Annotated in this window: 2 protein-coding genes; both read right to left on the reverse strand. The window is 74.5% G+C overall.

What is annotated here, in order from left to right; translation table 11 throughout:
• The coding region (locus tag ACSNOK_RS32640; RefSeq protein ID WP_436784409.1) for an alpha-ketoacid dehydrogenase subunit beta at positions 1 to 1,063 on the reverse strand (1,063 nt) is incomplete at its 3' end.
• Positions 1,060 to 2,237 (reverse strand): thiamine pyrophosphate-dependent dehydrogenase E1 component subunit alpha (locus tag ACSNOK_RS32645; RefSeq protein WP_436784410.1); only part of this gene is annotated, 1,178 nt, incomplete at its 5' end. The genes ACSNOK_RS32640 and ACSNOK_RS32645, both read right to left, overlap by 4 nt.

Consider the following 2,237-nt stretch of genomic DNA (forward strand, 5'->3'; position numbering starts at 1 on the left):
CCCCCAAGGCGCTCCCCCGTGAGCCCCCGGGGTCGCTCCCCGGGGAAGTCCAGTCGGCCTCCCACTGGAGCCGGGCGACCGCGTCCAGCACGCGGTCCACCCCGGGCAGGTGGTGTTTCTCCAGCATCGGCGGCGGATACGGGATGTCGAAGCCGGTCACCCGCAGCACGGGTGCTTCCAGATGGTGGAAGCAGCGTTCGGTGATCCGGGCGGCCAGCTCGCCGCCGGGTCCGCCGAACCCGGTCGCCTCGTGCACCACGACCGCCCGTCCGGTGCGGCGGACCGAGGCGCAGACGGTCTCCTCGTCGAGCGGGACCAGCGAGCGCAGGTCGACGACCTCCAGGTCCCAGCCCTCCGCCGTGGCCGCCTCGGCCGCCTCCAGGCAGACCGGCAGGGACGGCCCGTAGGTGATCAGGGTCGCCGAGGTGCCGCGCCGGCGGACGACGGCGGTGCCTATGCCGGGCACCCCTTCGGGCCTGTCCGGCTCCCAGTCGGCCTTCGACCAGTACAGCCGCTTGGGCTCCAGGAAGATCACCGGGTCGTCGGAGGCGATGGCCTCGCGCAGCAGCCCGTACGCGTCGGCCACCGTGGCGGGGGTGACGACGTGCAGACCGGGGGTGGCCATGTACAGCGCCTCGGACGAGTCGCTGTGGTGCTCGACGCCCCCGATGCCGCCCCCGTAGGGGATGCGGACGGTGATCGGCATGGGGAGGGCGCCACGGGTGCGGTTGCGCATCCGGGAGACGTGGCTGATGAGCTGTTCCAGCGCCGGGTAGGCGAACGCGTCGAACTGCATCTCGACCACAGGGCGCAGCCCGTACATCGCCATGCCGACGGCCGTGCCGAGGATGCCGGCCTCGGCCAGCGGCGTGTCGGTACAGCGGTCCTCGCCGAACTCCTTCGCCAGCCCGTCGGTGATCCGGAAGACGCCGCCCAGGGTGCCGACGTCCTCGCCGAGGACGTGCACCGCCGGATCGGCGGCCATGGCGTCGCGCAGGGCCCGGTTGAGGGCCTGGCTCATCGTCGCGGGCTTGCGGCCCGTCGCGGCGACCGCTGTGGTCATCGGTCCCTTCCTTCCCGCTTGTCCCGCCCGCCCTGGCCGTCCCGCCCGCCCTGGCTGTCCCGTCCGACCCGACCGTTCTGCCCGTCCCGACCGTCCCGCCCGTCGCCGTCGACGGCCCCGGCCGCCACGAGTTCGGCGCGCAACTGCTCGGCCTGTTCCCGCAGGCGCGAGGTCCGCCGGGCGTAGACGTGGTCGAAGAGCTCCATCGGATCGAGGACGGGTTCCTCGTTCATGCGTTCTCGCAGGCCGGCGGCCATGCGCTCGGCCGCCTCCCGGACGGCGGCGAGACCCTCCCCGTCCACCAGGTCGCGCCGGACCAGCTCTCGCTCCACCAGCTCCACGGGGTCGTGCGAGCGCCAGGCCGCGACCTCGGCGTCGCTGCGGTACCGGGTGGCGTCGTCGGCGTTGGTGTGGGCGTCCAGACGGTAGGTGACGGCCTCGACGAGGGTGGGCCCGCCGCCCGCGCGGGCCCTGCGGACGGCCTCGGTGAGCACCTCCAGCACGGCGGGCGCGTCGTTGCCGTCGACCAGGCGGCCGGGCATGCCGTAGCCGACGGCCTTGTGGGCGAGGGAGGGGGCGGCCGTCTGCTTGGACAGCGGTACGGAGATCGCGAACCCGTTGTTCTGCACCAGGAAGACGACCGGCGCCCGCCATACCGCCGCGAAGTTCAGCGCCTCGTGGAAGTCGCCCTCGCTGGTGCCGCCGTCGCCGACCATCGCGAGGGCGACGACGTCGTCCCCCTTGAGCCGCGCGGCGTGCGCCAGCCCGACGGCGTGCGGGAGCTGGGTGGCGAGCGGGGTGGCCAGCGGGGCGACGCGGTGCTCGTGCGGGTCGTAGCCGGTGTGCCAGTCGCCGCGCAGCAGGGTGAGGGCCTGGACGGGGTCGAGGCCGCGGGCGACGGCGGCGAGGGTGTCGCGGTAGCTGGGGAAGAGCCAGTCGCGGTCCTCCAGGGCCAGGGCCGCGGCCACCTCGCATGCCTCCTGTCCCGTCGAGGACGGGTAGACGGCCAGCCGGCCCTGCCGGGTGAGCGCGGTGGCCTGGGTGTTGTAGCGACGCCCGCGTACCAGGTGGCCGTGGAGCAGCCGGAGCAGCTCCGGATCCAGGGCGTCCGCGGCGGGGGTGCCCAGCAGCCGGTACGGCTCCTCGTCGGGCAGCAGGGGGGCGGGGTCGGTGC

The sequence above is a fragment of the Streptomyces sp. URMC 126 genome (assembly GCF_051386555.1).
Lineage (GTDB): Bacteria > Actinomycetota > Actinomycetes > Streptomycetales > Streptomycetaceae > Streptomyces.